We start from the raw sequence: 20226 nt of genomic DNA, 5'->3' as shown, positions 1-20226 counted from the left end.
CCGGGTGCTCGAGCTCGCGGTGCTGCTCCTCGCCGTGGTGTTGCTGGCCTGGGGAACGGTCTCGTGGGTCCGCGCCAGCGGCCACGACGACGCCGACGTCGCCCGCGCCGAGTCTGCGTGACAAGGTGCTGATCACCGCGCGCAGCCACGTCGAGACGCTCAACACCCTCGACTCCCGCGACCTCGCCGGTGGACTGGCGAAGTGGGAGGCGGTCTCGACCGGCACCTTCAAGGACCAGACTCGCGGCCACCACCAAGGAGACCCGCGACCTGCTGGCCAGCCAGGGCAAGAGCAGCACCGCGAAGGTCGTCGACGCCGGCGTGATCGACCTCAAGGACGACTCCGCCACGGTGATCGCCGTGGCCGAGGTGAGCGTCGCCGATGCCGAGGACCCCTCGGTCAAGCCGACCGTCAAGCGCAACCGGTTCACCGTCGACCTGACCAAGGTGGGCGGCAAGTGGCTCGTCGAGTCGCTGATCTTCGTCGGGGTGGACGTCCAGTGAGCGCCGTACGACGCCACGGGGCGCTGCTCCTGGCCGTGCTGCTGCTCGCCGGCGCGGGCGTCGCCTTCTGGCAGGCCCACCGCGAGCGGGACACCGACAACGTCGGCAACTTCGCGCAGGTGGACGACGTCGGCACGGAGAAGGTGGTCGCTGCGGTCTCGACGGCGCTGGTGCGCTCGTTCAGGCTTCGACTACAGCAACCCCGACGCGACCGAGCAGGCCGCCGACGAGGTGCTGCGCGGCAAGGCGCGCAAGGACTACGACGTGCTCTTCGCGACGCTGCGCAAGAAGGCCCCCGGTCAGCAGGCTGGTGCTCTCCGCGAAGGTCCAGGTCGCCTCGGTCCAGGGAGCTCGAGGGCGACCACGCACGGCTGCTCGTCTTCATGGACCAGGCCTCGCAGCGGGTCTCCGACAAGGCGGCGTCGTACTACGCCGCGCAGGCTCTCGATCGAGGCGCAGAAGATCGACGGCGACTGGCGGGTCATCGGGATGCGTACCCTCTGACCAGGCGAGACTCGGGGAAGCGCCGCTTTGTAGGCTGCGCGCATGGCGAGGAAGAGGCGGTGGAGCCGCTACCAGCCGCCGGCCGAGCGTCGTACCGAGGCCGGGCACCCGCTCGACCCGCCGGCGACCGTGCCGGTGCCGAAGGCCAAGCCCAAGCCGAAGCCGAAGCCCAAGCCGAAGCCGGGTGGGTCCGGCCGCTCCAAGCCCTGGGTCGTGCTGGGCATCGTGGTGGCGGTGGTGGTCGCCATCGTGCTCGCGGTCCGGGCCGGCGACGACGGTGACGACGGCTCCGGCGAGGTGGAGCGCAAGGCTCGCTCGACGAGTCCTTCGTCCGCAAGGGTCTCGCCGACGCCGCGGCCGAGCCTGCCCGGACAGCAGCCGGTGGCGGTGCGCCTCGACGAGTACAGCCTGACCGTGGAGTTCTACGACCCCAACGCCGACGTGACGCGCTACGCCGAGCGCAACAGATCTACTCCGACGACCTCACCATCCGGGTGTCGAAGAACCGCTACACCGAGTACAAGCCGGTGCCCTTCGCGCTGTCCGAGGTCGACCCGGCCCGGATGGTCGCCGCAGCCGAGCAGGCCATCGACCGGGCCCAGGACCCCTACACCTGGGACGTGGTGATCCGGGTCGAGCAGGGTGAGGACCACCCGCAGATGGTCGCCCACGCGGGCGGCAAGGAGAGCGTCGACATCACGGGCGCGCCGTGAGCGAGGGGCGCGGCAGCAGGGGGCAGCGGTTCTTCGCGCGCTGGTACCCCTCGGTGATGGGCCGTGCCGAGGAGGCCGGGCAGTCCGCGATCCGGGCGCGGCACCTGGCCCGGGCCGGCGGCCGCACCCTCGACCTCGGCACGGGCAACGGCTTCTCCGTGCCGCACTACCCGCCCGCCGTCACCGAGCCTGGTGATGGTCGAGCCGAACCCGGCGCTGCGTGCGCAGTCTGCACCGCCGGACGGCGGACGTGCGGGCGCGCGCCTGGCGCATCGTCGACGGCGACGCCTACGCCCTGCCGTTCGAGGACGCCACCTTCGACACCGTCGCCGCGTCGCTGGTCTTCTGCTCCCTGGACCGGCCCGAGGCGGCGCTGGCCGAGCCTGGCCCGCGTGCTGCGTCCGGGCGGCAGCCTTCCTGTTCCACGAGCACGTCCGCGGGACCGGGCTGCGCCGGGTGCTGCAGGAGGTCGCGACCCCGGTGCAGGTGCGCGTCGCCGACGGGTGCCACCCGAACCGGGACTTCCTCGGCGCGCTGTGGCGCTCGCCGTTCACCGTGACCGAGGTCGAGCACCTGCGGATGCCCGGGGGAGCGGCGACCGTCGTACCGATGGTCGTGGGTCGCGCTCAGACGATCCCCGCCGCGACACCGACCTCGCGGTAGGCCGCGGCCAGCGACTCGACGGTCTCGTGGGCGTTGAGGCCGCTCGGGTTGGGGACGACCCACGACTCGGATCCCGACCACAGGTCGTCGAGTGTCTCCGGCTGACGGCCCGGCTTCGCCTTCGGCAGGCCGAAGGCCGCCCGGTAGGCGGTGATCCCGGCGATCGCGACCACGCGGGGCCGCTCCCGCGCGACCAGCGCGGTGAGTTCGGCGCCGCCGGCCTTGAGCTCGGCGTCGCTCAGACTCGGAGGCCTTGGCGGTCGCGCGGTGCACGACGTTGGTGATGCCGATGCCCCGCTCGCGCAGCACGTCGCGCTGGGCGTCGTCCATCCCGTCGGCAGGGTCGATCGGCCGGGTGATCACGCCGGCGCGCAGCAGCGCGGGGTAGAAGCGGTTGCCCGGGTGCGCGAAGTGGGTGCTGGTCGCGGCGGTCCACAGCCCGGGGTTGATGCCGACGAACAGCAGGCGCAGCCGCTGGCCGGGCTTCGTCGGCAGGAGGTCGGGGACGACGGCGTCGCGGAAGGACTCGAGCTCGGCCCGGGTGAAGGTACGGCGTGCCACCCTCCGAGCCTGTCACGATGAGCGCGTGAGTGCCGAGCCAGCACCGTGGAACACCTTCGTCGAGGGCGACAACCTCGACGTCCTGGCCACCCTGCCCGCCGGCTCGGCGGACCTGGTCTACATCGACCCGCCGTACAACACCGGCAACGACTTCGCCTACCGCGACGACTTCCGCGGCAAGCGCGGTGCCGGCGCCCGCGGGCGGCACGCGGCCTGGGTGGAGTTCATGCGCCCGCGGCTGGAGGCCGGGCACCGGGTGCTCGCCGAGACCGGCGCGCTCTTCGTCAGCATCGACGACCACGAGGTGGCGCACCTGCGGCTGCTGCTGGACGAGGTGCACGGCGAGGACGCCTTCCTGGCGCAGGTCGTCGTCAACCTCAACGCCAAGGGACGCCAGGCTGGGCAAGGGTTTCGCCACCTCCCACGAGTACGTCCTCGTCTACGCCAAGGACCCCGCGCGCTGCGTGCTCGACGCCACCACCGCGACGACCGTGGTCGAGGCGGACTTCCCGCTCGTGGCCGAGGACGGACGCCGCTACCGTCGCCTGCCGCTGCGCAACACCAACAAGAGGTTCAACCCGCTGACCGCGCCCACCCTGCACTTCCCGGTGTACGGCGACCCGGAGTCCGGCCGCGTCGCGACCGCGCCCTTCGCCGGCTCGGTGGAGGTCAAGCCGGTCTTCGGAGACGGAGCGCCCGCGGTCTGGCGCTGGTCGCGGCCGCGGATGGACGAGCGGCGCGACGACCTGGAGTGCCGGCTGGTGCGCGGGCCCGGTGGCGAGCGGGTGGACGTCTTCCAGCGCGACTGGCGGCACCCGGTGGGCGGGCGCCGCAAGAAGCCTGCGCACCATCTGGCTCGCCGAGGAGGTCGGCTCGACCGACACCGCGGTCGCCGGTTCAAGGACCTGCTCGGGCACGTCTTCGAGTCGCCGAAGCCGACCGGTCTGCTCCGCCGGATCCTGGAGACCATGCCCGCGGACGTGCGGGTCCTCGACTACTTCGCGGGCAGCGGGACCACCGGTCACGCGGTGGCACTGGCGAACGCCGCCGACGGCGGGCGTCGTACCTGCCTCTCGGTGAACGCCCCCGAGCCCACCCGGGTCGGCTCGAACGCCGAGCGGGCGGGCTACGCCACGGTCTCGGCGATCACCCGGGCGCGGCTGCAGGCCGTCGCCGAGCGGGTCGGCGGCGGCTTCCGCGAGCTCAGCCTGACGCCGGCCGCGCGCTCCAGGGCTGCGAGTCTCGCCGTCGAGGAAGGTGAGCAGGCGCTGCAGGTGCGGGACGGTGCGGCGGCAGCCGGTCAGCCCGAAGCCCATGTTGCCGGCGTACGACGTGCAGGTGATGTTGAGTGCCTGGCCGTTGATCGGGATGGAGACGGGGTAGTTGCCGACGAGCCTGCGCGCCGTTCCAGTAGTGCGGCACCCGGGGCCCGGGCACGTTGCTGATGATCAGGTTGAACGGAGGGCGCACCATGCCCTGCATCCCCAGCGCCGGTACGACGATCGAGGGCGCCATCCCGATGGCGCTCATCGCGACGATCTGGGTCGGCGTCATCGAGGACAGCGCCTCCTTGCCGTCCTTCATCGACCGGTTGATCGTGCGCAGCCGCTCGGCGGGGTCGGCCAGGTCGGTGGCGAGACGGACCATCACCGCGCCGATCGCGTTGCCGCCCGCGGCCGAGGCGGTACCGGCCTGCTTGGCGTTGAGGCCGACCGGGACCATCGAGACGAGGGACTTCTCGGGCAGCGCGTCCAGACTCGGCCAGGTAGGTCCGCATCGCACCGCTGCACATGGCGAGCACGACGTCGTTGATCGTCGTACCGGTCGCCTTGCCCACGCCGCGCAGCCGCTCGACCGGCCAGTCCTGGGCGGCGAAGCGGCGGGCGCCGGTGATGGACTGGTTGAAGATCGTGCGCGGCGCGGACAGGGACACCGCCGAGGTCTCGTTCCTGATGCCCTTGCGCAGCGTCTTGACCAGCGCGAGCGGCATCCCGGCGGCCTCGGCGCTGATGCTGAGCGCCCCGCGCAGGGCGTCGGCGGGCAGGTCGGCCAGCGTGCGGGCCGCGGTGGTGGCGGCGTCGACGGCAGCCGCTGGGAGCGAGTCTGCCGCCGGCTCCTCGGTACGCCGCCTCCGGGCGGCTCCCTCGGCGAAGGGCGCCGGCATGTTGCGGCGCTCGGGGTCGGAGGACAGCACGCTCGCCATCAGCCGCATCGCCGAGATGCCGTCGACGAGGGAGTGGTGGAGCTTGGTGTACATCGCCACCCGGCCGTCGGCGAGGCCCTCGATGACGTGGGTCTCCCACAGCGGGCGCTCCCAGGCCAGGCGGGTGGAGTGCAGCCGCCCGACCAGGCTCCAGCAGACTCGCGGACCCGGCCCGGCTGCGGCAGCGCGCTGTGCCGGACGTGGTGCTCGATGTCGAACTGCTCGTCGTCGCGCCACACCAGCGTGCCGCCGGTCTTCACCGAGCGGTGCGGGTGCTTGAGGAAGAGCGGGGCGATCCGCTCGGTGTCGCGCATCGACTCGAACATCTCCCGGACGTAGCCCGGACCGGCGTCCGCCGGCGGCTCGAAGAGTTCGCAGCCCGCCCACGTGCATCGGCTGGCTGCGGTTCTCGGCGAGCAGGAACGCCGCGGAGGTCGGATCGATCGGACGGAAACCGGGTACGGACACCACGCGGAGCCACCTTTCGTCGCCGGAGCCTGATCCTTGCGCGTCGTGACGCTCCTCACAAGCCGATCGCGCGTTTCGGCACCCCCACTTCCGGGGGAAGAAGGTCTGGAATGCTCCTCATGGTGGAAAGGACGCGGGCGTGAGCGATTTCTCGACCCCGGCCGGGTGGTACCCCGACGGCGACGGATGGGAGCGTCGTTGGGACGGCACCGGCTGGACCGACGAGCGACGCCGGATGGCCGAGCCCACGCAGGTCCGGCCCCCGCAGCCGCCCGCGGCTCCTCCCGCCGCCCCGCCGGCCGGCCCCCCGCCGCAGGCGCCGCAGCAGTTCTCCCCGCAGCCTCCCCAGCAGCACTGGTCCCCGCAGCCGCCGCCGGGCTATGGTCACATCCCCTCGGGCGGCGTGCCGCAGCACGCGGCGCCGCAGCACGGCTACGGCGGCTATCCGCCGGCCACCAGCCCGCCCCGCAAGAGCCGGCTCGGGCTCTGGATCGGTCTCGCCGTCGTGCTGCTGCTGGTGGCGGGCACCGCGATCACCCTGGTCGCGCTCAAGCCGTGGGACGACGGGAGCACGAGCGCCGACGACCCGAAGGACCCCGGTGGCGGCGGCTCGTCGAAGGCCGCGATCCAGGGCGACATCGACGGCGACGGCAAGGGCGACGCGCGCTACTACGTCTACCAGGACTACGACGACGTCAAGAAGGTCCGGGCGCTGAGCACCGGCAACGGCTTCAAGGCTGAGCGAGGTCGCCGTCGACCCCTACAAGGAGCCGAAGGACCTCTACTTCGACTGGGACGGTGACGGCGTCAACGAGCACCTCACCTGGGCGTTCGTGGCCTCCGGCAAGCAGATCACGCTGTCCTCCGACGACAAGGACTTCCCCGAGCAGCAGAACTTCACGCTGTCCGTCTCCAGCCTGCGCAAGTACGGCGACCCCGACATCCAGGCTCGTCGCGGGCGACTTCGACGGCGACGGTGACCAGGACCTCGCGGTCGCCGGGCCGAACGACCGCGTCGTCGACATCTCGGTGCTCGCCAACGACGGCAAGGGCACCTTCTCCGACCCCACCCTGTGGGTCTCGATCCCCAACGCGGTGATCGACGTGGTGCGGCTCTACCCCGGCGACTTCGACAAGGACGGCGACACCGACCTGTGGGCCCAGCCTGCCCGCCGAGCGCCTGGACGACAAGGCCTACAGCAGCCTACTACGCCGGTGACCGCGGCTACGCCCTGCTCACGTCCAGCGGCAAGAACTTCGAGGCCGGTGCGGTCGCCAAGTCCAGCGACTACTTCGAGGCCCTGCTCGTCGGCGACGTCACCGGTGACGGCACCGCCCACCTGGTCGGGGTGAAGACCAACTCCTACGACCAGGAGACCACCGCCCAGGTCTACGACGTCTCCAGCGGCCGTCTGCAGCCGGTCTCCGGCTTCACCGGCACCTCCAAGATCGGCCAGCGCAGCCTGCAGGGCGCGGTCCTGAGCGACGTGGACGGCGACGGCAAGGGCGACCTGGTGTTCGTGGTGAAGGCCTACAAGGAGGCCAAGTTCACCGGCGTGCAGGTGATGAAGTCGACCGGTGCGGTGCTCGACCCCGCCCTGGTGTGGGCCGAGACGCCCGCGTGCAAGGACGACGACTGCCGGATCGAGTTCATCGGCTCCCGGCGCTACTAGCCTCCTCCGGCCGAGCGCGTCGTCGGCGCGCCGGTCGGCAGGATGCTGCTCAGGACTCCAGGTCCGCCCGCAGACTCGGTGACCACGGAGTCCACCACGGCGACCAGGTCGCCGCCGGTGCGCTCGGCGACCGCCCGCTGGCGGGTGTACGACGCCCCGCGGACCGGGATGTCGAGCACCGAGGCCAGGCTCGGCCTCGCAGCCGAGGCGGCGTGCGGTGGGCAGGAGGCTGCTCGACCAGGTCGGCGAGGTCGTCGGTGACGAGCCGCTCGTTGGACTCCGCGTCCAGGATCACGATCGCGTCGACGCCGTAGCGGGCGGCGCGCCACTTGTTCTCCTGCACGTGCCACGGCGGCATCGTGGGGAGGCTTCTCGCCCGCCGCGGCGCGGCCGTCGAGCCAGACCACGAGGCAGTGCATGAGGGCGACCAGCGCGGCCATGTCGGTCAGGGTGGAGACGCCGTCGCAGATGCGGTTCTCGAGGGTGCCGTGCTTGACGGCGGGGCGCAGGTCCCAGCGGATCTCGCTGAGGTCGTCGATCACGCCGGTGGTGACCTGGTCGTGGGCGAAGGCCTCGAACTCCTCCCACCGCTCGAACTGGAAGGGCAGGCCGGCGGTGGGGAGCCTGCTGGAACATCAGCGCCCGGTTCGAGGCGTACCCGGTGTCCACGCCCATCCAGATCGGCGAGGAGGCCGAGAGCGCCTGCAGGTGCGGGTAGTAGGTCAGCAGTGCGGAGAGTACCGGCATGACCCGGCTCTGCTCGGGCAGGCCGACGTGCACGTGCACGCCCCAGATCAGCATCTGGCGGCCCCACCACTGGGTGCGGTTGATCAGGCTCCTCGTAGCGGTGGCCCTCGGTGAGCCTGCTGGCCGGTCCAGTCGGCGAAGGGGTGCGTCCCGGCGCCGTACAGGTCGATGTCGAGTCTCGTCGGCCGCGGCGGTGACGTAGCGCAGCGTCGTGCGCAGGTCGTCCATCGCGGCGGCGACGGTCGGGTTGATCCCGGTGACCACCTCGACGGTGTTGCGCAGCAGGCTCCTTGTGCAGACTTTGCCGGGGTCGGGCATCCGCGGCTTGGCCCGGGCGAAGAGGTGGGCGGCCTCGTTGCGGAGGTCGCGAGTCCGCCGGTCCACCAGCGCGAACTCCCACTCCACCCCGATCGTCGGCTCCTGCGAGCCGTGGAAGTCGATGCGCACGCGTTCAGCGTAGGGCGTGGGACCACCCTGGGCACCCTCACCGCGCACCTGCCAGCATGAGCGGATGGACGACCCGCGGACCCTCAACCGCACGCTCGACCTGTGCCTGCGCGTCGGCGAGGTGCTGCTGTCCTCCGGTGCGGGAGCCGCCGACGTGGTCGCCACGATGCGCGCGCTGGCCCGGGCGCTCGGCGTGCGCCACTCGCAGGTGGACGTCACCTTCACCTCGCTGGCGATGAGCGTGCAGCAGGGGGCCGACGAGCCGCCGGTGGTGCAGATCCGGCAGGTCACCCAGCGCGAGATCGACTACGAGGACCTGACCCGGGTCGACCACCTCGTCCGTGCCGTCGTGGGCGGCACGGCGGACCTGGAGGGCGCGCGCACCGAGCCTGGCCCAGATCGTCTCCTCCGGCCACGCGCGCCCGCGCTGGGCGGCGACCCTCGGCGTGGGTGCGATGTGCGCGGGCGTGGCGCTGCGTACCGGTGGTGGCCCGATCGTGGTGCTCGTCGCGCTGCTCGCCGCGGTGTGCATCGACCGGCTGCAGTCTGCTGATGACCCGCCGCCGCCTGCCGGGGTTCTACCAGCAGGTCGCCGGCGGTGTGGTCGCCACCGTGCTCGCGGCGCTCGGCACCCGGCTGGCCGAGCCGTGGGTGCACCTCAACGCCTCGCTCGTCGTCACCGCGAACATCGTCATGCTGCTGGCGGGCATCGGCTTCATGGGTGCCATCCAGGACGCCCTCTCCGGCTTCTTCGTCACCGGCGGCGCTCGCGTGCTGGAGGCGGTGCTGGCGACCGCCGGCATCCTCGCCGGGGTCAGCGGCGGGCTCTCGCTGTGCTCGCGGGTCGGCCTGGAGATCCCGCGACTGGTGCTGCCCCGCTTCGACCTGGTCGGGGTGAGACTCGGCCGCGCTCGGTGCCGCGATCGCTGCGGCCGCCTTCGCCTTCTCCTCCTACGCACCCAAGCGCACGCTGCTGCCGGTCGCCGTGCTCGGGGGCGGGGCGATCGCCGCCACCGAGCCTGATCGCGCAGGCGGGCTTCGGCCGGCCCTGGGCGGTCGGGGTCGCGGCGTTCGGGATCGGCCTGTTCGGCTACACCGTGGGCCGCCGGTTCCGGGTGCCGCCGCTCGTGGTCGTGGTCTCGGCCGTCGTACCGCTGCTGCCGGGGCTCACGATCTACCGCGGCCTCTTCCTGCTCGGCGAGCAGGGCGGGCAGCAGGCCGCGCAGGGGCTGCTCGCGATGGTCACCGCGGCGTCGGTCGCGATCGCGCTGGCCTCCGGGGTGATCCTCGGCGAGTACGTCGCCCAGCCGGTCATGCGCGAGGCCCGACGGGTCGAGGCGCGGCTCGCCGGCCCGCGCCTGGTCGGCGTCACGCGGTCGGTCCGCAAGCGACGGGGGAGCCGCGAGCCCGAGGGCTGAGACGGAGGGTTTCGCGAGATGGTCCTGGGGAAGTCTCACCAACCGTTCGTCCCCACTGACTCAGGAGCACCCCCATGAAGAAGACCACGCTCGGCCTCGCCAGCATCGCCCTGGCTGCCGTGTTCTCGCTGACCGCCTGCGGCGCCGACGAGGACAAGGCTGGCCAAGGAGTTCTGCGACCTCAACAAGGACCTCACCGCCGCGACCAAGTCCGGCGACGCGGACAAGGTGAACAAGGCGTCCAAGGCGCTCACCGACTGGGCCGACAAGAACAAGGACGTCAAGGGCGACGAGGACAAGTTCACCGACGCCGTCAAGAAGGAGTGCGGCGACGACGTGCCCACCCTGCCCTGATCGCTTCAGGTCTCCACGAGCCGGGTCCCCGCACGGGGGCCCGGCTCGTGGTGTCTCACGGGAGCGTGTCGATGATCGCCGGCAGCGCCGAGGTGATCACCACGACCAGGTCCTCGCGGGTCAGGCCCGCGGGATGGGCGCACCAGGTGAGCACCAGGTCCTCGACCATGGCCTGCCAGGCGTGGATGACCAGCCGGACGGCGGGGGTGTCGGGCAGGCTCGAGGGTGCCGGTCTCCTCGGTGAAGAACCGGTCGGCGAGAGCGCGGAAGGTCGCCTCGTAGATCGCACGCAGCGCCTCGTTGCTGCCCGCGGCGGTCTTGAGCAGGGAGCGGTAGGCGTCCTGGTTCTCGATGACGTAGTCGACGTAGCCGGTGATGGAGCCGAGCAGGCGCTCCAGCGGCTCGCCGTCGGACGGGGGAGCGGTGCGCCGGTAGAGGTCGTCGGCCGCGTGCTGGACGACGGCCTCGAAGTAGCCCTGCTTGCCGCCGAAGTAGTGGTAGAGCAGGCCGCGCGAGATGCCGGCCTCCTCGGCCAGGGTGTCGATCGACAGGCTCCTCCAGGGAGCGGTTGGTCAGCAGCCGGATGCCCAGGCTCGAGGAGCCTGCTGGCGCCGCTCGTCCGGCGCGAGCCGGGTGCGCGGGGAGGGGGTGGTGGCCGTCACGTGACCCACTCTATTGACAGATGTTCAATAGCGCCAATAGCGTCCTTCCCATGAGCGTTACTCCCGGTCGCACCAACGTGGACCACCTCGTCGTGGGCGCCGGCTTCGCCGGTCTCGCCGCCGCGATCAAGCTCGACGAGGCCGCCGAGCGCGACTTCGTGGTGATCGAGAAGGACAGCGACGTCGGCGGCACGTGGCACATCAACACCTACCCGGGTGCGGAGTGCGACGTCCCGAGCCAGGCTCTACTCCTACTCCTTCGCGCTCAACCCGGACTGGTCCAAGGTCTACTCCCCGCAGCAGGAGATCTGGGCCTACACCCGCAAGGTCGCCGAGCGCTCCGGCACGCTGGACCGCTTCGTGTTCGACACCGCCGTGCTCGACGCCGCCTGGGACGAGGACGCGCAGCGCTGGATCGTGCGCACCGAGGGCCCCGACGGCACCAAGGAGTACGCCGCCCGCACCGTCATCTCCGGCTCCGGCGGGCTCTCGGAGCCCCGGCTGCCCGAGATCGAGGGCATCGAGGACTTCCAGGGCGAGATCTTCCACTCCGCGCGGTGGGACCACGACGTCGACCTCGCCGGCAAGCGCGTCGCCGTGATCGGCACCGGCGCCTCCGCCGTCCAGGCTCGTCCCCGAGCCTGCAGCAGGTCGCCGGCCACGTGGACGTCTACCAGCGCACCCCGAACTGGATCATCCCCCGCAACGAGCGCGCCTTCAGCGGCCTGGAGAAGGCCGTCTTCAAGCACGTCCCCGGCGTCCAGCGCGCGCTGCGCGGTCTCGTCTACGGCACGCTCGAGGCGCGGGTCCCGGCGTTCGCCCGGTTCCCGCAGACTGATGCGCGCGGTCGAGCCTGCAGGGCAAGCGCAACATCGCCAAGGGCATCACCGACCCGGCGCTGCGGGCGAAGGTCACCCCGGACTACCGGGCCGGCTGCAAGCGGATCCTGATCTCCAACAAGTGGTACCCCGCGCTCGACGCCGACAACGTCGACCTGGTCACCGACCCGATTGCCAAGGTCACCGGCGACGCGGTCGTCACCGCGGACGGCGTGGAGCGGCCGATCGACGTGCTCGTGGTCGCCACCGGCTTCTACGTCACCGAGCCGCCGATCGCCCAGCACATCACCGGCCGGGAGGGCCGCACGCTGGCCGACGTCTGGGACGAGGGCGGCATGGCGGCGTACAAGGGGACGACCATCCACGGCTTCCCCAACCTGTTCCAGATCGTCGGGCCGAACACCGCGCTCGGTCACAGCAGCATGATCTTCATCATCGAGTCCCAGGTCCGCTACGTCGTCGAGGCAGCCAAGGCGATGCGCCGCGAGGGCCTCGCGGTGCTCGAGCCGACGCAGGCCGCGCAGGACGCGTGGACCGCCCAGATCCGCCGCAAGATGAAGCCCACCGTGTGGCAGACCGGCGGCTGCGCGAGCCTGGTACCTCGACAAGTTCGGCAACAACACCACGCTCTGGCCGGGACAGACGTTCACGTTCCGGCAGCACCTGTCCCAGTTCGACATCGACAAGTACGACGTCCGGGCGGCCCACCCCGCCCCGTCGGCACCCGCCAAGGAGAAGGTCAGGCTCGTGAAGAACCTCAGCAACAAGGTCGTCGTCATCACCGGAGCCGGCTCCGGCATCGGCCGCGCCCTCGCCGTGAACCTCGCCGGGAAGGGCGCCCGCCCGGCGCTCTCCGACGTCAACGAGGCCGGTCTCGGCGAGACCGTCGAGCTCGCGGTCAAGGCCGGCTCGCCGGACGTGCACACCGCGCGGCTCGACGTGGCGGACAAGGCGGCCTTCGCGTCGTACGCGACCGAGGTGGCCGAGCACTTCGGCCAGGTCAACGTGGTCATCAACAACGCGGGCGTCGCGCTCGCCGGTGACGCGGTGGACCTGACCTACGAGGACATGGAGTGGATCGTCGGGATCAACTTCTGGGGAGTCGTCTACGGCACCAAGGAGTTCCTGCCGCACCTGATCGCCTCCGGCGACGGGCACGTCGTCAACCTGTCCTCGCTGTTCGGCCTGCTCGCGATGCCCGGCCAGAGCGCCTACAACGCCACCAAGTTCGCGGTGCGCGGCTTCACCGAGGCGCTCCGCGAGGAGATGCTGATCGCCGGTCACAAGGTCGGCGTCACCTCGGTGCACCCCGGCGGCATCAAGACCGCGATCGCGCGCAGCGCCCGGGTCTCCGACAAGGAGGACCAGGCCGCGACGGCGAAGTCTGTTCGACGAGAAGCTCGCGCGGATGACCCCGGACCGCGCCGCCGAGATCATCGTCAAGGGCATCACCAAGAACCAGGCCCGCGTCCTGGTCGGCCTCGACGCGCACGCGCTGCACAACTTCCAGAAGTTCACCGGCTCGCGCTACGAGGACATCGTCGCGGTGCTCTCGAAGCGGGTGCTCCCGACCAAGGTGGTCTGAGCCCACTAGTCTCGCCTCCGTGGAGGCGTCGCTCGATCGGATGTGGTCGCGCAGCCGCCTGTCGCTGCGCGGCCGCATCGAGCGCTGGAAGTCCAAGCGCTACGTCGTGCTCCAGTGCGCCGTCGCCGCGGCGGTCGCCTGGTTCGTCGCCGCCGACCTGATCGGTCACCAGCGCCCGTTCTTCGCGCCCATCGCCGCGGTGGTCTCCCTCGGCACGTCGTACGGCCAGCGGCTGCGGCGCGTCGCCGAGGTCACCATCGGCGTCGCGATCGGGGTCTTCGTCGCGGACGTGCTCGTCGCCGGCATCGGCTCGGGCGCCTGGCAGGCTCGGGCTGATCGTCTTCCTCGCGATGTCGACGGCGCTGCTGCTCGACGCCGGCATCCTCTTCGTCACCCAGGCCGCGGTGCAGTCCATCGTCGTCGCCTCGCTGCTGCCCGGTGCCAACGGCGCCTTCCTGCGCTGGACCGACGCCCTCATCGGCGGCGCCGTGGCCCTCGTCGCCGCCATGGTCGTGCCGGCCGCGCCGCTGCGGCGTCCGCGGGAGCAGGCCGCCGCCGTCGCTCGCAAGATCGCCGAGCCTGCTCCGGGCGGCCTCCGACCTGATGGTCGACGGCGAGGTCACCCCCGCGCTCGAGTCTGCTCGCCGACGCCCGCGCCACCGACCGGATGATCCGCGAGCCTGCAGGCCGCCGCCGAGGAGGGCATGTCGGTCGTCAGGCTCCTCGCCCTTCCGGGTGCGCCACCGCGAGCCGCTGCGCCGGATGGTCGAGACTCGTCGACCCGCTCGACCGCGCCCTGCGCAGCACCCGCGTGCTGGTGCGGCAGACCTCGATCGCGGCCTACCGCCGCCGGCCCGTCCCCGCGTCGTACGCCGTGCTGGCGGCCGACCTCGCCGACGCCGCCGACGCGGTGGCCGACGAGCCTGGCCGCCGACCGGCTGGCCGCCACCGCCCGCGACGACGTGCTCGCCGTCGGTGCGGCGACCGGGGTGGTCGAGCGCAGCGAGGTGCTCACCGCCGAGGCGATCCTGGCCCAGCCTGCGCGCGATCGTCGCCGACCTGCTGATGGTCACCGGGATGGGCCAGGCTGGAGGCGACGGACGCGCTCCCGCCGCCGCGTTGAGAGGATGCTCGCGTGAGCAACGTCGTGGAGCACAGTGTCGAGATCGACGCGCCCGTCAGCAAGGTGTTCGCCTACGTCGACGACTTCACCCACACCAAGGACTGGATGTACGGGCTGTCCCGGATCGACCCGGTCACCGACCAGGCTCACCGGCGTCGGCGCCCAGTACGACGGGACGATGAAGGTCGGGGTGCCGCTCAAGGCGCGCATCGAGTGCACCGGCTGGGAGCGGGACCGGCTGATCGAGCCTGACCTCGGTCAAGGGCATCCAGACCACCCAGCGCTGGTCGTTCACCGACCTCGGCGACGACCGGACCCGCGTGGCGGCGTGGATCGACCACACGCTGCCGGGCGGGCCGGCGGGCCGGACCATCGCGAGCGCCGTGAGGCCCGTGGTGGGCGTCGCGGTCCGGCACACCAGCGACGCGCTGGTGCGCAACGTGCTCGCGTTGCCCTAGACCTGGGCCGCGTAGAGCGCGTAGGGGTCGTGCAGCGCGCGCCCGAGGGCGTCCTGCAGCCACGCCGCGTCACGAGCGGCCGCGCGCTGGGCCGCGTCGACCGCACCGTCGGAGGTGAGGTTCGAGGCGAAGATGCCGGCGGCGGACTTCGGCAGGAAGTCCTCGTAGACGATCGGCTGGAGCAGCCCGTCGGCGTCCCGTCGGTAGTAGGCCAGCCCCGCGTCGTGCAGGCCCTGCTCGGTGCCGGGGAAGGCGTCGATGCCCTGGGCGTCGTACAGCGCGCGGCCCTCGGGGGTCAGCGCGACCCCGCGTGCCTCGACCTCGCCGAAGCGGACGCTCAGGCTCACCGCGCACGACCGACCCGTCGGCCTCGCGGAAGGCACGCGGCTCGGCGAGCGCGCGGAAGGACGTCTGGCGCAGCAGCACGGCGGGCTTCGTGGTGAGCGGAGGGCCCTGGATCCGGTCGATCATGGTGATCCCGCGCTCGGTCATCCGGCGGTAGAGGTCGTCGATGTCGAGCACCCGCGGGGTCAGGTGGTTGATGTGGGTCGAGGCGACGCCACCGATGTCCGCGGCGACCGAGGAGATCGCCTGCAGGCGGTCGTACCAGGCCCGGTCGACCGGCTCGGGCGAGAGCGCGAAGGCCCCGGTGGCCAGGCTCCAGGAACCGGTCGGCGTCGGCGTCCTCGAGGCCACCGGCCTTCTCCGCGAGGTCGGCCAGGTCGAGCAGACTCGGCGGGGAAGAGCCGCCTCGCGCCGAGGAACTCCTCGAGCCTGTGCTTGGGTGGCGGCGTCGAAGAAGCGCCGGTCGTCCACCACGAGCAGCGAGGTGAACACCCGGAACGGGTTGGCCGCCAGGCTCCGCGCCGTCGATCGGGCGGAACGCCGTGGAGACCACCGGGATGGGCGGGCTCGCCTCGCGCAGGTCGTAGAACCCGACGGGGTACATCCCGCAGGCACCGAAGATCCGGCCCACCTGCGCGAGACTCGTCCGGCGTACCGACCCGGATGGCGCCGTGCCGCTCCGCCGTCACCCGCGCGATGGAGCCGAGGCGCTCGGCCTCGGGCCCCATCGCGGCGAGGACGTCGGTGTTCACGGCCTCGGAGACCTCCACCAGCGTGGTGTACGCCGGGACCTCCGAGCCGTAGAGCGCCGAGAGCGAGCGGGCGAACCGCGCCCGCAAGCTCGGTCGCGCCGATCATCCGAACTCGACCCCCTGCGCCAGCGGCGACTCGGTGGAGTAGTTGATCGTGTTGGTCGTGCGGCGCATGTAGGACTTCCACGCGTCCGAGCCGGACTCGCGCCCGCCGCCGGTCTCCTTCTCGCCGCCGAAGGCGCCGCCGATCTCCGCGCCGGACGTACCGATGTTGACGTTGGCGATGCCGCAGTCGGAGCCGGTCGCGGAGGTGAAGGTCTCGGCCTCGCGCACGTCGAGGGTGAAGATCGCCGAGGACAGCCCCTGGGCGACCTCGTTGTGCAGCGCGATCGCCTCGTCCAGGCTCGCGGTAGGTCAGCACGTAGAGCAGGGGAGCGAAGGTCTCCTGCTTGACGATGTCGGTCTGCGCCGGCATGTCCACGACGGCGGGTACGACGTACTGCCCACCGGTCACGCCGTCGGCACGCATGCCTCCGGTGACCAGGCGGCCACCGTCGGCCTGGGCCTGCTCGACCGCGGCCAGGAAGCCCTTCGTCGCCGCCTCGTCGACGAGCGGGCCGACGAGCGTCGATGGCTCCAGCGGCGAGCCGATGGACAGCGTGCCGTAGGCCTTGGAGAGCCGGTCGACCAGACTCGTCGTGGATCGACTCGTGCACGATCACCCGGCGCAGCGAGGTGCAGCGCTGGCCGGCGGTGCCCACGGCGGAGAACACGATGCCGCGCACGGCGAGATCGAGGTCGGCCGAGGGCGCGATCACGGCGGCGTTGTTGCCACCGAGCTCGAGCAGGCAGCGGCCCAGGCGGGCGGCGACCCGCGGGGCGACCAGGCTTGCCCATCCGGGTCGAGCCGGTGGCCGAGACGAGCGGCACGCGCGGGTCGTCGACCAGCACCTCGCCGACCGCGCTCCCGCCCAGGACCACCTGGGACAGCGCCTGCGGCGCCCCCACACGGCGGGCAGCCTCCGCGGCCAGGGCCTGGCACGCGAGCGCGGTCAGCAGGGTCTTCTCCGAGGGCTTCCAGACCACGGCGTCGCCCGCGACGAGCGCGAGGGCGGCGTTCCAGGACCAGACCGCGACGGGGAAGTTGAAGGCCGAGATGACGCCGACGACACCGAGCGGGTGCCACTGCTCCATCATCCGGTGGCCCGGGCGCTCGGAAGCGATGGTCAGGCCGTGCAGGCTGGCGGGAGAGGCCCACCGCGAACTCGCAGATGTCGATCATCTCCTCGGACCTCGCCGAGGCCCTCGGAGCGGATCTTGCCGGCCTCGATGGAGACCAGGCTCGCCGAGCACCTCCTTGTGCTCGCGCAGCGCTCGCCGAGCTCGCGGACCAGGTGGCCGCGGACCGGCGCGGGCACCGTGCGCCACTCCTCGAAGGCAGCCTGGGCAGTGCCGATCGCGGCGGTCACCTCGTCGGGGGTGTGGGAGGTCAGCCGGCCCAGACTCGGAGCCGTCGACGGGCGAGGTGGCGACCAGGTCGCCACCGTCGGCGAACGGGTCGGCCGCGCCGAGCTCGGCGAGGATCTGGCGGGCGCGGGCGGACAGGTCGGTCGTGGTGCTCATCAGGCGATCTTTCCGTAGTCGGCGAAACGGCGACCGGAGTGGGTCGCGTACAGGTCCTCCAGGGCGATGTCCTCCTGGCGCACGAAGCCCTCCTGGGGCAGCTTTGCCCTCGGCGACCAGGCTCCACCACGGCGACCGCGGAGGCCGCGGTCGTCCAGGAGATGGCCCGCCAGGTGCGATCGGTGCCCTCAGCATCGGTGAGCGTGATCGGGAGGTAGCCGCGCACGTGGTTCTCGCGGAACGGCATGCCGTTCTTGACGCCCTCGACGGCGGCGTGGAGGTAGACGATGTCGTCGTTGACCGGCGGCTTGGCCTCGACCAGGATCCGGCCCACCTCCTCGCGCCGCTCGCGCAGGCCGAGTCTCGTCGAAGAGGAAGTGCATCTGCTCGAAGTGGCCGGGGTAGCGCATGGTCTTGTAGTCGAGGCGCTGCACACGGCCCTCGTAGGTCTGGCACATCGTGCCGAGGCCGCCGGAGGTCAGCGCCGCCTCCAGACTCGATGCCGCCGATGACGACGCGCTCCTTCTCCTCCATGGCCGGCACCATCTGGCGGCGACCGGAGCGGAGCACCTCGCAGTCGTTGAGGTACTCGTTGACGACGCCCTCCGCGGACCAGTTGAAGGCGTAGCCCAGCAGCCCGGTGGGGTTCTGCGGCAGCGCGCCGACCTTGAGACCGATCGAGCGGATCGTCTCGAAGCCCTTGGCCAACGAGGCGCCGACGATGCCGATCAGGCCCGGGGCCAGGCCGCACTGCGGCACGAACGCGACGCCCGGGTGCTCCTGGGCGAGACTCGACCACGCGCTGCGTGGTGGGCACGTCCTCGGTGAGGTCGAAGTAGTGGCAGCCGACGCTGGCGGCCGCCTCGGCGACGTCGATGTTCTTGTCGTAGGGCAGGCAGGACACGACGGCGTCCACCCCGCGCAGCGCCTCGCGCAGGGCGTGGGCGTCGCTGACGTCCAGACTCGGTGGTCTCGAAGCGCAGGCCGGGGCGGGCCTGGGCGTCGTACCCGCTGACCTTGAAGCCGGCGTCGGTCAGCAGCCCGGCGACGAGCTCGCCGACCTTGCCGAGTCCGATCACGCCGACCTGGTTGATGCTTCGCTTCATCGCAGTGTCTCCTCGAGCCTGGTCCAGTCCCCGGTGCAGGTCGTCGGCCGAGATGACCAGCGGCGGGGCGAGCCGGATGGTCGAGCCGTGGGTGTCCTTGGCGAGCACGCCGCGCGCCAAGAGCCGCTCGCAGACCTCGCGGCCGGTGCCGAGCGCGGGGTCGATGTCGACCCCGGCCCACAGGCCGCGCGAGCGGAAGGAGACGACGCCGTTGCCGACCATCGCTCCGAGTCGATCGGCCAGGACGGCGCCGAGCGCGTCCGCGTGCCGCTGGTGCTCGCCGGTCGCGAGCATGGTGACGACCTCCAGGCCCACCGCGCACGCGAGCGGGTTGCCGCCGAAGGTCGAGCCGTGCTGGCCCGGGTGCAGGACGCCGAGCACGTCGCGGTCGCCGACCACGGCCGAGACCGGGACGACGCCGCCGCCGAGTGCCTTGCCGAGCACGTAGAGGTCGGGCACGACGTCCTCGTGGTCGCACGCGAACGTCCGCCCGGTCCGCCCCAGACCCGCCTGGATCTCGTCGGCGACGAAGAGCACGCTCTCGCGGGTGCACGCCTCGCGCACCCCGCGCAGGTAGCCCTCGGGCGGGATGACCACGCCGCCCTCGCCCTGGATCGGCTCGATCAGCACCGCCACCGTGCTCGGCGTGATCGCCGCCTCCAGGGCCGCCAGGTCGCCGTAGGGGACCAGGTCGAAGCCGGGGGTGAACGGACCGAAGCCACCGCGGGCGTCGGGGTCGTCGGAGAAGCCGACGATGGTCGTCGTCCGGCCGTGGAAGTTGCCGGCCGCCACGACGATCCGAGCGGTCTCGGCGGGGACCCCCTTGACGTCGTAGCCCCACTTGCGGGCGACCTTGACCGCCGTCTCGACCGCCTCGGCGCCGGTGTTCATCGGCAGCACCATGTCCTTGCCGCACAGGTCGCCGAGCGCGGCGCAGAAGTCCGCGAACCGGTCGTGCACGAAAGCCCGGCTGGTCAGCGTCAGCCGGTCCAGGCTGGGCGTGCGCCGCAGCGAGCAGGCGCGGGTTGCCGTGGCCGAAGTTGAGGGCGGAGTAGCCGGCGAGGAAGTCGAGGAAGCGGCGCCCGTCGACATCGGTCAGCCAGGCTCCCTCCGCCTCGCTGAGGACCACCGGCAGCGGGTGGTAGTTGTGGGCGGTGCGCTCCTCGGCGCGGGCCACCTCCGCGGCGGTGCGCTGCGGCGTGACATCGGGTCGCTCGGTCGCGAGACTCATGCTGTACCTCCTCTGAGGCAGGAAGATTTCCGGTGAGACCGGCTTTTGTCCGACAATCCTTCTCCACTGTAACCCAGGACACACCCCCCTCTGTCAAGCCGACGACGCGGCACGCCGCGCCCGATCGAGCGCCGGGCCCAACCGATCCGGCGCCCGTTGCGTCATCTCGGTGAAGGATGACGACGAGGAGGCGGTCGATGGCCCGGCGCGACGAGGCGTTCGCGACGTACGTCGCCCAGCGACGCCC

30 protein-coding genes and 11 pseudogenes are annotated in these 20226 nt (G+C 71.9%); 21 read left to right on the top strand and 20 right to left on the bottom strand.

Features of this window, described 5'->3' with window-relative positions:
• Positions 1-125: 125 nt before the first annotated feature.
• The 5 genes from G5V59_RS15445 (at position 126) to G5V59_RS15425 (ending at position 2384) form a co-directional block, all read left to right on the top strand.
• Entirely contained in the window at positions 126-1289 is a 1164-nt protein-coding gene (locus G5V59_RS15445; RefSeq protein WP_278257022.1) for a hypothetical protein, read from the top strand.
• Positions 1286-1420: a hypothetical protein gene (locus tag G5V59_RS15440; RefSeq protein ID WP_278257021.1), complete on the top strand. Its 135-nt coding sequence runs from the start codon at positions 1286-1288 to the stop codon at positions 1418-1420. Before G5V59_RS15445 ends, G5V59_RS15440 begins: the two co-directional genes overlap by 4 nt.
• A gap of 82 nt (positions 1421-1502) precedes the next feature.
• Entirely contained in the window at positions 1503-1721 is a 219-nt protein-coding gene (locus tag G5V59_RS15435; protein WP_278257020.1) for a hypothetical protein, read from the top strand.
• Entirely contained in the window at positions 1651-1917 is a 267-nt protein-coding gene (locus tag G5V59_RS15430) for a hypothetical protein (RefSeq protein WP_278257019.1), read from the top strand. Before G5V59_RS15435 ends, G5V59_RS15430 begins: the two co-directional genes overlap by 71 nt.
• Positions 1914-2384 carry a hypothetical protein gene (locus G5V59_RS15425; RefSeq protein ID WP_278257018.1) on the top strand — a complete coding sequence of 157 codons (471 nt, stop codon included), beginning with the start codon at positions 1914-1916 and terminating at the stop codon, positions 2382-2384. Before G5V59_RS15430 ends, G5V59_RS15425 begins: the two co-directional genes overlap by 4 nt.
• Here G5V59_RS15425 and G5V59_RS36795 read toward each other — a convergent pair.
• Together G5V59_RS36795 and G5V59_RS36790 are read right to left on the bottom strand one after the other, a co-directional pair.
• Complete coding sequence (locus tag G5V59_RS36795; protein WP_341351221.1) at positions 2348-2626, bottom strand: hypothetical protein; 279 nt, start codon at positions 2624-2626, stop codon at positions 2348-2350. The two genes, G5V59_RS15425 and G5V59_RS36795, sit on opposite strands and share 37 nt — an antisense overlap.
• A gap of 79 nt (positions 2627-2705) precedes the next feature.
• Positions 2706-2945 (bottom strand): annotated as a pseudogene (locus G5V59_RS36790) (uracil-DNA glycosylase family protein); the annotation flags it as partial.
• Positions 2946-2970: 25 nt separating this feature from the next.
• Between G5V59_RS36790 and G5V59_RS15415 the strand changes: the two are divergent.
• Positions 2971-4206 (top strand): DNA methyltransferase, encoded by a 1236-nt coding sequence (locus G5V59_RS15415; protein ID WP_278257017.1) that lies wholly within the window; start codon positions 2971-2973, stop codon positions 4204-4206.
• A gap of 39 nt (positions 4207-4245) precedes the next feature.
• Here G5V59_RS15415 and G5V59_RS15410 read toward each other — a convergent pair whose 3' ends face one another.
• On the bottom strand, positions 4246-5616 hold the full coding sequence (locus G5V59_RS15410; RefSeq protein WP_278259871.1) for a wax ester/triacylglycerol synthase domain-containing protein: 1371 nt from the start codon (positions 5614-5616) through the stop codon (positions 4246-4248).
• 139 nt (positions 5617-5755) lie between these two features.
• Between G5V59_RS15410 and G5V59_RS15405 the strand changes: the two genes are divergently transcribed.
• The 3 genes from G5V59_RS15405 (at position 5756) to G5V59_RS15395 (ending at position 7289) form a co-directional block, all read left to right on the top strand.
• The gene (locus G5V59_RS15405; protein WP_278257016.1) at positions 5756-6418 is read left to right on the top strand and encodes a hypothetical protein; all 663 of its coding nucleotides are present in this window, start codon (positions 5756-5758) and stop codon (positions 6416-6418) included.
• A gap of 31 nt (positions 6419-6449) precedes the next feature.
• The gene (locus G5V59_RS15400; RefSeq protein WP_278257015.1) at positions 6450-6596 is read left to right on the top strand and encodes a hypothetical protein; all 147 of its coding nucleotides are present in this window, start codon (positions 6450-6452) and stop codon (positions 6594-6596) included.
• 93 nt (positions 6597-6689) lie between these two features.
• The gene (locus tag G5V59_RS15395; RefSeq protein WP_278257014.1) at positions 6690-7289 is read left to right on the top strand and encodes a hypothetical protein; all 600 of its coding nucleotides are present in this window, start codon (positions 6690-6692) and stop codon (positions 7287-7289) included.
• Here G5V59_RS15395 and G5V59_RS15390 read toward each other — a convergent pair.
• The 3 genes and pseudogenes from G5V59_RS15390 to G5V59_RS15380 form a co-directional block, all read right to left on the bottom strand.
• Positions 7286-7618, bottom strand: coding sequence for a hypothetical protein (locus G5V59_RS15390; protein ID WP_278257013.1), 333 nt, complete (start codon positions 7616-7618; stop codon positions 7286-7288). The genes G5V59_RS15395 and G5V59_RS15390 overlap by 4 nt on opposite strands.
• A 93-nt stretch (positions 7619-7711) precedes the next feature.
• A pseudogene (locus G5V59_RS15385) lies at positions 7712-7897 on the bottom strand (glutamate-cysteine ligase family protein); the annotation flags it as partial.
• Positions 7898-7976: 79 nt separating this feature from the next.
• Positions 7977-8420, bottom strand: a pseudogene (locus G5V59_RS15380) (glutamate-cysteine ligase family protein); the annotation flags it as partial.
• Positions 8421-8547: 127 nt separating this feature from the next.
• Here G5V59_RS15380 and G5V59_RS15375 point away from each other — a divergent pair.
• The 5 genes and pseudogenes from G5V59_RS15375 to G5V59_RS15360 form a co-directional block, all read left to right on the top strand.
• Positions 8548-8808, top strand: a pseudogene (locus tag G5V59_RS15375) (threonine/serine exporter family protein); the annotation flags it as partial.
• 16 nt (positions 8809-8824) lie between these two features.
• Positions 8825-8971 (top strand): annotated as a pseudogene (locus tag G5V59_RS36785) (hypothetical protein); the annotation flags it as partial.
• 64 nt (positions 8972-9035) lie between these two features.
• Positions 9036-9506: a threonine/serine exporter family protein gene (locus tag G5V59_RS15370; RefSeq protein ID WP_278259870.1), complete on the top strand. Its 471-nt coding sequence runs from the start codon at positions 9036-9038 to the stop codon at positions 9504-9506.
• Positions 9398-9901 (top strand): threonine/serine exporter family protein, encoded by a 504-nt coding sequence (locus tag G5V59_RS15365; protein WP_278259869.1) that lies wholly within the window; start codon positions 9398-9400, stop codon positions 9899-9901. The genes G5V59_RS15370 and G5V59_RS15365 overlap by 109 nt, the downstream gene beginning before the upstream one ends.
• A 228-nt stretch (positions 9902-10129) precedes the next feature.
• Positions 10130-10255 carry a hypothetical protein gene (locus tag G5V59_RS15360; RefSeq protein ID WP_278257012.1) on the top strand — a complete coding sequence of 42 codons (126 nt, stop codon included), beginning with the start codon at positions 10130-10132 and terminating at the stop codon, positions 10253-10255.
• A gap of 55 nt (positions 10256-10310) precedes the next feature.
• Here G5V59_RS15360 and G5V59_RS15355 read toward each other — a convergent pair whose 3' ends face one another.
• Positions 10311-10544, bottom strand: coding sequence for a hypothetical protein (locus tag G5V59_RS15355; RefSeq protein WP_278257011.1), 234 nt, complete (start codon positions 10542-10544; stop codon positions 10311-10313).
• 393 nt (positions 10545-10937) lie between these two features.
• Here G5V59_RS15355 and G5V59_RS15350 point away from each other — a divergent pair.
• The 7 genes and pseudogenes from G5V59_RS15350 to G5V59_RS15320 form a co-directional block, all read left to right on the top strand.
• Positions 10938-11153: pseudogene (locus tag G5V59_RS15350) on the top strand (NAD(P)-binding protein); the annotation flags it as partial.
• Positions 11134-12507 carry an NAD(P)/FAD-dependent oxidoreductase gene (locus G5V59_RS15345; RefSeq protein WP_278257010.1) on the top strand — a complete coding sequence of 458 codons (1374 nt, stop codon included), beginning with the start codon at positions 11134-11136 and terminating at the stop codon, positions 12505-12507. The pseudogene G5V59_RS15350 and the gene G5V59_RS15345, both read left to right, overlap by 20 nt.
• A gap of 65 nt (positions 12508-12572) precedes the next feature.
• Positions 12573-13502, top strand: a complete 930-nt coding sequence (locus tag G5V59_RS15340) for an SDR family oxidoreductase (protein WP_278259868.1) — start codon at positions 12573-12575, stop codon at positions 13500-13502.
• Entirely contained in the window at positions 13448-13945 is a 498-nt protein-coding gene (locus G5V59_RS15335; protein ID WP_278257009.1) for an FUSC family protein, read from the top strand. The genes G5V59_RS15340 and G5V59_RS15335 overlap by 55 nt, the downstream gene beginning before the upstream one ends.
• 63 nt (positions 13946-14008) lie before the next feature.
• Positions 14009-14407 carry a hypothetical protein gene (locus tag G5V59_RS15330; RefSeq protein ID WP_278257008.1) on the top strand — a complete coding sequence of 133 codons (399 nt, stop codon included), beginning with the start codon at positions 14009-14011 and terminating at the stop codon, positions 14405-14407.
• 69 nt (positions 14408-14476) lie between these two features.
• On the top strand, positions 14477-14716 hold the full coding sequence (locus G5V59_RS15325; protein ID WP_278257007.1) for an SRPBCC family protein: 240 nt from the start codon (positions 14477-14479) through the stop codon (positions 14714-14716).
• A 68-nt stretch (positions 14717-14784) separates the two neighbouring features.
• Positions 14785-14922, top strand: coding sequence for a hypothetical protein (locus G5V59_RS15320; RefSeq protein WP_278257006.1), 138 nt, complete (start codon positions 14785-14787; stop codon positions 14920-14922).
• Here G5V59_RS15320 and G5V59_RS15315 read toward each other — a convergent pair.
• From G5V59_RS15315 to rocD (G5V59_RS36760), 13 genes and pseudogenes are all read right to left on the bottom strand, one after another.
• Positions 14919-15269, bottom strand: a complete 351-nt coding sequence (locus tag G5V59_RS15315) for a DUF1338 family protein (protein ID WP_278257005.1) — start codon at positions 15267-15269, stop codon at positions 14919-14921. The genes G5V59_RS15320 and G5V59_RS15315 overlap by 4 nt on opposite strands.
• A 67-nt stretch (positions 15270-15336) precedes the next feature.
• Positions 15337-15489 (bottom strand): annotated as a pseudogene (locus tag G5V59_RS36780) (DUF1338 family protein); the annotation flags it as partial.
• Positions 15453-16106 (bottom strand): hypothetical protein, encoded by a 654-nt coding sequence (locus G5V59_RS36775; RefSeq protein WP_341350953.1) that lies wholly within the window; start codon positions 16104-16106, stop codon positions 15453-15455. The gene G5V59_RS36775 and the pseudogene G5V59_RS36780, both read right to left, overlap by 37 nt.
• 15 nt (positions 16107-16121) lie before the next feature.
• Positions 16122-16367, bottom strand: a complete 246-nt coding sequence (locus G5V59_RS15300; protein ID WP_278259867.1) for an aldehyde dehydrogenase family protein — start codon at positions 16365-16367, stop codon at positions 16122-16124.
• Between the two features lie 121 nt (positions 16368-16488).
• Positions 16489-16659, bottom strand: a pseudogene (locus tag G5V59_RS36770) (aldehyde dehydrogenase family protein); the annotation flags it as partial.
• Between the two features lie 118 nt (positions 16660-16777).
• Positions 16778-17029, bottom strand: a pseudogene (locus G5V59_RS36765) (aldehyde dehydrogenase family protein); the annotation flags it as partial.
• A pseudogene (locus G5V59_RS15290) lies at positions 16920-17249 on the bottom strand (aldehyde dehydrogenase family protein); the annotation flags it as partial. The pseudogenes G5V59_RS36765 and G5V59_RS15290, both read right to left, overlap by 110 nt.
• Positions 17246-17488: an aldehyde dehydrogenase family protein gene (locus tag G5V59_RS15285; RefSeq protein WP_278257004.1), complete on the bottom strand. Its 243-nt coding sequence runs from the start codon at positions 17486-17488 to the stop codon at positions 17246-17248. The gene G5V59_RS15285 and the pseudogene G5V59_RS15290, both read right to left, overlap by 4 nt.
• Positions 17489-17508: 20 nt before the next feature.
• On the bottom strand, positions 17509-17889 hold the full coding sequence (locus G5V59_RS15280; protein WP_278257003.1) for a hypothetical protein: 381 nt from the start codon (positions 17887-17889) through the stop codon (positions 17509-17511).
• Positions 17831-18100, bottom strand: a complete 270-nt coding sequence (locus G5V59_RS15275) for a hypothetical protein (RefSeq protein WP_278257002.1) — start codon at positions 18098-18100, stop codon at positions 17831-17833. The genes G5V59_RS15280 and G5V59_RS15275 overlap by 59 nt, the downstream gene beginning before the upstream one ends.
• 20 nt (positions 18101-18120) lie before the next feature.
• The gene (locus G5V59_RS15270; protein ID WP_278257001.1) at positions 18121-18459 is read right to left on the bottom strand and encodes a hypothetical protein; all 339 of its coding nucleotides are present in this window, start codon (positions 18457-18459) and stop codon (positions 18121-18123) included.
• The gene (gene rocD / locus G5V59_RS15265; RefSeq protein ID WP_341350952.1) at positions 18371-19840 is read right to left on the bottom strand and encodes an ornithine--oxo-acid transaminase; all 1470 of its coding nucleotides are present in this window, start codon (positions 19838-19840) and stop codon (positions 18371-18373) included. Before rocD (G5V59_RS15265) ends, G5V59_RS15270 begins: the two co-directional genes overlap by 89 nt.
• A pseudogene (gene rocD / locus G5V59_RS36760) lies at positions 19803-19979 on the bottom strand (ornithine--oxo-acid transaminase); the annotation flags it as partial. The gene rocD (G5V59_RS15265) and the pseudogene rocD (G5V59_RS36760), both read right to left, overlap by 38 nt.
• Between the last annotated feature and the right edge of the window lie 247 nt (positions 19980-20226).

Source organism: Nocardioides convexus (genome assembly GCF_011090295.1).
Note: the sequence above shows the minus strand (reverse complement) of the source record. Positions and strands in the feature narration are given on the sequence as shown.